5 protein-coding genes are annotated in these 8,437 nt (G+C 58.3%); 1 reads left to right on the forward strand and 4 read right to left on the reverse strand.

Features of this window, described 5'->3' with window-relative positions; all coding sequences use genetic code 11:
* Positions 1-6 precede the first annotated feature (6 nt).
* Positions 7-291: a hypothetical protein gene (locus tag WKI84_RS09090; protein WP_337863230.1), complete on the forward strand. Its 285-nt coding sequence runs from the start codon at positions 7-9 to the stop codon at positions 289-291.
* On the opposite strand, the gene uvrC is transcribed toward WKI84_RS09090, so the two are convergent.
* From uvrC to WKI84_RS09110, 4 genes are all read right to left on the reverse strand, one after another.
* Positions 278-2,023 carry an excinuclease ABC subunit UvrC gene (gene uvrC / locus WKI84_RS09095; RefSeq protein ID WP_337863231.1) on the reverse strand — a complete coding sequence of 582 codons (1,746 nt, stop codon included), beginning with the start codon at positions 2,021-2,023 and terminating at the stop codon, positions 278-280. The two genes, WKI84_RS09090 and uvrC, sit on opposite strands and share 14 nt — an antisense overlap.
* 13 nt (positions 2,024-2,036) lie before the next feature.
* Complete coding sequence (gene uvrA / locus WKI84_RS09100; protein WP_337863232.1) at positions 2,037-4,958, reverse strand: excinuclease ABC subunit UvrA; 2,922 nt, start codon at positions 4,956-4,958, stop codon at positions 2,037-2,039.
* Between the two features lie 7 nt (positions 4,959-4,965).
* Positions 4,966-6,972, reverse strand: coding sequence for an excinuclease ABC subunit UvrB (gene uvrB / locus WKI84_RS09105; RefSeq protein ID WP_337863233.1), 2,007 nt, complete (start codon positions 6,970-6,972; stop codon positions 4,966-4,968).
* Between the two features lie 174 nt (positions 6,973-7,146).
* The gene (locus WKI84_RS09110; RefSeq protein WP_337863234.1) at positions 7,147-8,118 is read right to left on the reverse strand and encodes a hypothetical protein; all 972 of its coding nucleotides are present in this window, start codon (positions 8,116-8,118) and stop codon (positions 7,147-7,149) included.
* Positions 8,119-8,437: the final 319 nt, after the last annotated feature.

Raw genomic sequence — 8,437 nt, forward strand, 5'->3', positions numbered from 1 at the left:
ACACATATGGCGGCAGCAGCAGTAGCAGGAGACGAGGAGCAAAGAAGAAGGACGGCAAATTCTGCCGTCGAGATGGCGATGTGGCCTTTTACGGCCGGCAGGATGGCGCTGGATCTGGCCATGGCCGCGTCGGTGGCCTGGGCGCGCATGGCCCAGGTGGCACTGAAATCTGCAGACGTGGCCCTTTCCGGCTATATCGAGATGACCGAGCAGGAGATGCGCAGGTCTTACTCTTTTTCAAGAGGGGCTGGCGGCCGGCACGCAGGAAAGGAAAGCGTCAGCGTCGAGTAGGGCCGCCGGTGGTAGTAGCAACAGTAGGTGGAGATGACGACGACGATGATGACGACCCGATCTTTCTAAGCTGCCTGTTGTAGGCAAGGCCAAACCTGTGGGCCTCGTCCCTTGCATGCTGCAGCATTCGCAGGCCGGCGTGGCTCCTTGGCAGGGTGACAGGCTCCGTCCTTCCCGGCAAATAGACCTCCTCGTTTTCCTTGGCAAGGCCGGCGCAGGCTACCCCTGAAAAACCAAGTGCCCGAAGCGCCGCCACCGCGGCGCCAAGCTGGCCGCGCCCGCCGTCTATAAGCACCAGGTCAGGCACGTCGCCACCGCCACCACCACTACCGCCTCCATCTGCAGAAGGAGGGGAAAAAGAATAGCGCCTGCGCACAAGCTCGGCGATCATGGCAAAGTCGTTCTGCTGCCCTGTCATTCCCTGTATCTTGAACTTGCGGTACCCCTGCTTGTAGGGCCTGCCGCCGACGAACCTGACGCACGCGCCGACTGCTATCTGCGTGCCCAGGTTTGACACGTCAAAGCAGTCTATGGTGTCCGGCATCACCGGCAGGGCGAGCGCCTTTTTCAGCTCGACTACTGCCGGCGCATAGCCGCGCTCGACGTACATCGCCAGGTTGCGCATGATGAGGCCCATCAGCTCCTGCCTTTCGCCGCCGCTGCCGCGAGCCTCTGTTATCTTTACCTGGTGGCCGGAGAGCTTGCCAAGCAGCACTTCGAGCACCTTTTTCGACTCGGGCTCCTCGCTCGTGTATATCGCATAGGGTATGGTGGGCGCAGACGAGTAGTACTGCAGGAGGAAGGTGGAAAGCGAGTTGTCGCCCACAAGGTCGAACTGGAACTTTTTCCTGTCGGAAATGACGCCGTGGGTGCGCTTGAGCGACATGACGTGCGCGACCCCCTTTCTGATGTCCCTTGCAATGCCTATGTACTCTTCATCCGGGTTCTTGCCCGGCGCCCTGTCCATCTTTTGCCTGACGCGAAGGTCCTGGAGCCGCCACAGGGTGTCGCGGATCTCCTTTGCGCGCTCGTAGTCGCCGACATCGGACGCGCGCTTCATCTCTGCCTCCATCTCTTGCGCAAACCTGTCTATCGTGCTCTTGCCCTCCAGGATTTCCCGTAGCGACTCGATTCCCTGCATGTACCTTTCCTGCGTCACCTTGGCGACGCAGGGCGCGTCGCAGTTTTTGATGAAATACTGCAGGCAGGGCGTCTTGGGCAGGCGGTTGCAGACGCGCACCTTGAACAGCTTGCGTAGCAGCCCTATCGTAAGGTACTTGGAGCTTCCGCGCACAAACGGCCCGTACACCGATCCTTTGGGCCCCTGGAACTGGCCGGCCCTGTTCCTGCGCGCCACCAGCAGCCGGGGGAACGGCTCGTCTGTTATTTTCAGGTAGGAATACCTGTTGTTGTCCTTGAGCTCGATGTTGAACTCGGGCCTGTAGCGCCTTATCAGGTTGGCCTCAAGCAGGAACGCCTCTGTCTCGTTGTCGACGACGACGAACTCGATGTCTGCAACCTCGCCGACCAGCCGGGCCGTCTTGGCGTCGCCTGCCAGCTCGTGCCTCTTTGCAAAATACGAGCCGACCCTCTTTGCGAGGTCTTTTGCCTTGCCTATGTAGATTATCCTGCCGCCAGCGTCTTTCATGATGTAGACGCCCGGCTCGTGGGGCAGCCTCTTTTCGCGCAGCATGGCCGGCGTAATGGTCGTCATCTTCGCTGCCGCCGTCATGGTTGTTGCCTGCTCACCGCCCCGCCTGCCTTTCTGTGTTATTGGCAGTAATACCAGTTGTAGTAGCAGTGGCAGCGGCAGTAGCAGCAGTTGCAGTCAGCTTTTGCTTCAGGTACCTGCCGGTGTAGCTCCTGGGCTCCTCGCTTATCTGCTCCGGCGTGCCTTCGGCCACTATTCTCCCTCCGCCCTCGCCGCCCTCCGGCCCGAGGTCCACTATCCAGTCTGCCGACGCAATTACGTCCAGGTTGTGCTCTATGATTATCACCGTGTTGCCAAGGCCGACCAGCCTTTTCAGCACCTGCAAGAGCTTGCTCACGTCTGCAAAGTGCAGGCCCGTGGTGGGCTCGTCCAGTATGTAGACCGTCCTGCCCGTGTCGCGCCTTGACAGCTCGGCCGCAAGCTTGATCCTCTGAGCCTCGCCGCCGGACATGGTGGTCGCCGGCTGCCCAAGGCGCAGATAGCCGAGGCCCACGTCGCTGAGCGTCTGCAGCTTTTTGGTGATTGCAGGTATGTTTGCAAAGAACGCAAGCGCCTCTTCTACCGTCATGTCCAGAACGTCTGAAATCGCCTTGCCCCTGTACTTTATGGAAAGGGTCTCTGAATTGTAGCGCCGGCCCTTGCACTCGTCGCACGTGACATAGACGTCTGGCAAAAACTGCATCTCTATCTTTTTCACGCCGCCGCCCTCGCACGCGTCGCACCTGCCCTCTGCGACGTTGAAGGAGAACCTGCCTGCAGTGTAGCCCATCTCGCGCGCCTGCGGCGTCCTGGCAAACAGTTCCCTTATCGGCGTGAACGCGTTGACGTAGGTGGCAGCGTTTGACCGGGGCGTCCTGCCTATCGGCGACTGGTCGATGCCTATTACCTTGTCGATGTGCTCAAGCCCAGTCAGGCGGGCGTGCCTGCCCGGCCTCTCTTTTGAGCCGTAAAAGTGCTGGGAGAGGGCCCGGAAAAGTATGTCGTTTACAAGCGTCGACTTGCCCGAGCCAGAGACGCCTGTAACGACTGTCATGCAGCCCAGCGGAAATCTGGCGTCAATCGACTTTAGGTTGTTCTCCTGCGCCCCGTGGACTGCCAGCCAGCCTGCCGGCCGCCTGCGCTCGTGCGTGTGCGCCGCCACCTGCTCGCCGCGCAGGAAAGCGCCCGTGACAGAGCCGGCGCTTGCCATGATGTCGCCAAGCGTCCCGCTTGCGACGATGTGGCCCCCGTGGATGCCGGCGCCAGGCCCAATGTCGATTATCCAGTCGGCGCTCCTTATCACCTCCTCGTCGTGCTCCACCACCACAAGCGTGTTGTCCAGGTCGCGCAGCTTTTTCAGCGTGTCTATCAGGCGGGCGTTGTCGCGCTGGTGCAGCCCTATCGTGGGCTCGTCAAGCACGTACAGCACGCCTGTCAGGTTCGACCCTATCTGGGTGGCAAGCCTGATCCTCTGCGACTCGCCTCCGGACAGGGTCGCGCTCATCCTGTTCAGTGTGAGATAGTCCAGGCCGACGTTTCTCAGGAATTCCAGCCTGGAGATTATCTCTTTTAATATGGTGCGGGCTATGTAGCGTTCAGTCTCGGACAGCTCTAGCGCCTGGAAGAACCTGTACGTCGACTCGACGGACAGGTCGCAGGTTTCCATTATCGACTTGCCGCCCACCTTTACCGCCAGGGCCTCGTCGCGCAGCCGGCGGCCGCCGCACCGCTCGCAGGGGCGCTCGCGCATGAACTGCATAAGGTCTTCGCGCTTGCTTTCAGATTCCGTCGTCTTGTAAATGCGCTCGAGGTTGGGTATGACGCCCTCAAACGTCCCGCTGTACTCCCACCTTGTGTCTGAATACCTCGACTCGTACCTGAAGCGGATGCTCTCGTCGGTGCCGTACAGTATGACTGCAAGCTGCCTCGGCGTCATCCTGGCTATCGGTGTTGCAAGGTCGAAACCAAACTTTTTGCCGACGTCTTTGAGCATCGACGAGCGGAACGTCGCAAAGTGCCCAGTCCACGGCTTTATGGCGCCGTCAAGTATGCTCTTTTGTTTGTCAGGTATTATCAGGTCGGGGTCGAACTCGATCTTGATCCCAAGGCCGTTGCACTGCGGGCACGCCCCAAAGGGCGAGTTGAAAGAGAACGTGCGGGGCTCTATCTCGCCGATGCTTATCTCGCAGTGGGGGCAGGCGTTCTTTTGCGAATACATCACGTCTTTGCCGTCGGCTGACACCACGACGGTGCCGCCGCCTATCTTGAGCGCCGACTGGATGGACTCAAACAGCCTGCTCTTTTCCTCAGCAGACGGCCTCAGCCTGTCCACGATGACTTCAATCGTGTGCTTTTTCTGCTTGTCAAGCCGGGGCAGCTGCCTTTTTTCGTCGCTACCGTCATCGTCTTCTTCTTCCAAATTGGTCACCTCGCCGTCCAGCCTTATCTTGGAATACCCCTGCTGCTTTAGCTCCTCAAACAGCTTTTCGTACGTGCCTTTCTTGGCAGTCACCACCGGGCCCATCACCATCGCGCTCTTGCCCTCTGCCGCCTTGAGGACCGACTCGGTTATCGAGTCGACGGACTGGCTGGCTATCTTTCTGCCGCACCTGGGGCAGTGGGGGATGCCTATCCTTGCGTACAGGAGCCGCAGATAGTCATAGATCTCGGTGACGGTGCCGACGGTCGAGCGGGGGTTCTTGCTTGTGGTCTTTTGCTGGATGGATATTGCCGGCGAGAGCCCGTCTATCGAGTCAACATCGGGCTTGTCCATCAGCTCAAGGAACTGCCGCGCGTACGCTGAAAGCGACTCGACGTATCTGCGCTGGCCCTCCGCGTATATCGTGTCAAATGCAAGCGTCGACTTGCCCGAGCCGGACAACCCGGTCACCACGACCATCTTGTTCTTGGGTATCTCGACGTGTATGTTTTTCAGGTTGTGCTGCCGGGCGCCCCTGATGATTATCCTGTCGTGCATGGCTTTGTCAGGACACCTCCGTCACCGGCGTCGGGTCGCCAAGCGCCTTTTTGATCCTTGCCAGCTTTTCTCTAAACATTATCGCCTTTTCAAATTCCAGCTGCTCGGCATACTTTTTCATGGTAGCCTCCGTCTCTATCGCAAGCCTGAGCAGGTCCTGCCTTGCCATCGACTTTGTCTCCACAGCCGCGGCCACCTCGCCTGTGACTGCGCTTTCCGGCACCGGCTTGACTATCGTCTTTGGCGTTATCCTGTGGCGCCTGTTGTACTGCAGCTGCCTGACGCGCCTTCGCTCCGTCTCATCGATTGCGGCCTGCATCGACTCGGTCTTTTTGTCCGAATACATTATGACTGCGCCATCGAGGTTCCTGGCCGCCCTGCCAAACGTCTGGATGAGGCTTGTCTCGTTGCGCAAAAATCCCTCCTTGTCTGCGTCCAGGATTGCCACCAGCGAGACTTCGGGTATGTCCAGACCTTCCCTGAGCAGGTTGATGCCCACCAGCGCGTCAAACTCGCCGAGGCGCAGCTGCCGTATCAGCTCCGTCCTCTCCAGCCCTTCTATCTCGGAGTGGAGATAGCGCACCCTGACGCCGTTCTTTGCCAGAAACTCTGCCAGGTCCTCTGCCATCCTCTTTGTGAGGGTGGTGATAAGCGTGCGCTGGTCCTTTTTCGCCCTTGCCTTTATCTCCCTGATGAGGTCCTCCATCTGACCGGCAGTCGGCCTCACCTCGACCCTCGGGTCGACAAGGCCGGTCGGCCTCACTAGCTGCTCGACCACCTGGCTGCTTGATTCAAGCTCGTACTTGCCCGGCGTGGCAGAGACGAATATCACGTTTTTCAGGTACTTTTCAAACTCGGCAAATTTCAACGGCCGGTTGTCGTAGGCGCTTGGAAGGCGGAACCCAAAGTCAATGAGCGACTTTTTCCTTGTGCGGTCGCCGTTGTACATGCCGTGCAGCTGCGGCAGCGTGACGTGCGACTCGTCTATCACCAGCAAAAAGTCGTCGCCGAAAAAGTCGAGGAGGCAGAACGGCGGCTGTCCCGGCGCCCTGCCGTCAAGGTGGCGAGAGTAGTTCTCGATGCCGGAGCAGTAGCCAAGCTCCTCTATCATCTCCAGGTCGTATTTCGTGCGGGATGCAAGCCTCTGCCGCTCAAGCTCTGACGGCAGCTGCGGCAGCCACTCTTCCAGTTCTGCCTTTATGGAGTCGATTGCGCGCTGGCGCGACTCGTCGGCAGTGATGTAGTGCTTGGCAGGAAATATCGTGACCGAGCCTGCGTCGCGCAGCTTTTTCATGCTGACGTGGTCATGTATGCTTATCCTTTCAATCTCGTCGCCAAACATCAGGACCCTTATCACGTCGTCAGAGTATCCCGGGATTATGTCGATGGTGTCGCCTTTTGCCCGGAACTTGCCCGGCACAAGGGCAACGTCGTTTCGTTCGTATCTGCCCTCTATCAGCCGGCGGATGAGCGTCTTCCTGTCTATTACGTCGCCCCTGGCAAGCGTGATGGCGCTCCCCTCCCACTCTTTGGGCGAGCCAAGCGAATAGATGCACGAGACGGTAGCGACTATGATGGTGGGCTCGCCTGACATGAGCATCGCAGTCGCCTCAAGGCGCATCTTCTCGATCTTTTCGTTGACCTCCGTGTCCTTTTCAATGTAGGTGTCAGTCTGCGGGATATAGCTTTCAGGCTGGTAATAGTCGTAAAAGCTGACAAAATAGCCGACGTTGTTGTGCGGGAAAAACTCTTTGAACTCTGCATACAGTTGCGCGGCAAGCGTCTTGTTGTGCGATATGACAAGCGTGTTCTTGTTCGACCTTGCGATGACGTTTGCTATCGTGAACGTCTTGCCGCTGCCCGTGACGCCAAGGAGCGTCTGCCTCCTGCTGCCTCCTCTGCCGCCATTTTGCAGCACCCCTTCTGTCAGCTTGGCGATGGCTTCCGGCTGGTCACCGCTTGGGGCAAATATCCCGTCTGCAAGCTGAAAGCGCGTGGTTGACGACGACTGCAATGGTTGCGCGCGCTCTAATCTCAAAAACGCGCATATATCCCTACCCTCTGCAACCTGCGCCCCTCTTCCTCCACCTATACACCGTCAGCGAAATGCCCTGCGCTCCTGCCGCCAGCTGTTGTGAACAGAGACACAATAGGCACGAGAAAAAGGCGATGACCGAGATGAGGGTTGCTAGAGGAACTGCGCTATCCTGTCGTCTGCCCTCAGCCTTGCAAGGAGCGCGTCCTCTTCTGGCGTCCTTGCGCCGCCCTTCCTCTCCAGCTGCTGCACCCTCTTTAGCTTTTTGAACGCAGTATAGCCTTCCATCGTCTCGCGCAAAAAGTCTACCGGCGCCCTCCCGCTGTTGCCCTTGCCCTCAAGCTCTGACAGCAACTTGGCCACCTTCTGGTCTATCTCCCAGTCCGGCTCTGCCGCATCCTCGCCCCTTATCGTGTATATCGCATAGCTGCAGTCTACGAACGGCTCTTTCGAGTCCTTGTGCAGTATGGCCATGTGCGGGTCGAGAACCAGCCCCCCGTCCTCTGGCAACTCTTTCTCAAAGCATACCCAGTGGCCAGTCTGCAGGAGGTTGTACCCTGTCTTTTCCCTGGTGATGGTGAGCCGCAGGTTCTGGTCTATTATCTTGTCGTGCTCCTCTATGCTGCTTATCAGGCCGGCGAGGCCGGTCGCGACGGCAGAGCCCATCGCGACATAGGGGGTGATGACCGGGAACGTGCCTGCAACGTTGCCTGCCAGGGACGACGCGCTCTTTACAAACTCTTTCACGTCTTCGTGGTCGTCGATGTCGTACACCTGCACGTGCAAAGTCACATGGTTATCCTGGAAATCCGTGAACGAGCAGACGAGGGTCTTGTAAAAATCGGACAGCATTTCGTTGATCGGCTTGTCCTTCATCAGGTAGTGGACACGCTGCACTATCGGCGACATTCCGCTCTGGAAGCCGCTGACTATCAGGAGGTCGTTGGTGTTCCTGACGTCCTTGCCCTGTATTATCGAAGTCACCATGTTTTTCAGGTGTTCGATCCTGTCGTTCTTGCCGTCCATGCTGATGTTGACAAACACCCTCCTCATGTCGATGCAAAACATCCCTGACTTTTGTATCGCCGTGGAGGCAGGCTGGTACCTGGTGGCGCCTGGAGCCAACTCGTTGCCGTTATCTGTAATTTCTAACGGGGAGAACCACCATCGGGCCATTTTTCTCTGCAAGATGTAGCTATTGACTATAGTTAAGTCTTATCATCGCCGGTTCTAGAGTCCCGGCTGCCAGAGTAAAAAAGGAAAAAAGATGGGGCTGGAGTGAAATAGGAAGGGGAGAGAAAAAGTAGGTGTGCGTGTGTTGCGCATGATGGTGCCGTTTCTCCCCTTCCCCTCCTCTTCCTCCTTTGCCTCCCTCCAGCCAGACTTCCGCTACCACTACTCTACCTGTCCAGCGCCGCAACCATGCTCTCAAAGTAGGGAGGCA

The sequence above is a fragment of the Nitrososphaera sp. genome, from assembly GCF_037447015.1.
In the GTDB taxonomy this organism is placed as follows: Archaea; Thermoproteota; Nitrososphaeria; order Nitrososphaerales; family Nitrososphaeraceae; genus Nitrososphaera.

Excerpts from the sequence above, each read along its gene's own strand:
- WKI84_RS09090 (WP_337863230.1), top strand. The coding sequence starts at position 7 with ATGGCGGCAGCAGCAGTAGCAGGAGACGAGGAGCAAAGAAGAAGGACG.
- uvrC (WP_337863231.1), bottom strand. The coding sequence starts at position 2,023 with ATGACGGCGGCAGCGAAGATGACGACCATTACGCCGGCCATGCTGCGC.
- uvrA (WP_337863232.1), bottom strand. The coding sequence starts at position 4,958 with ATGCACGACAGGATAATCATCAGGGGCGCCCGGCAGCACAACCTGAAA.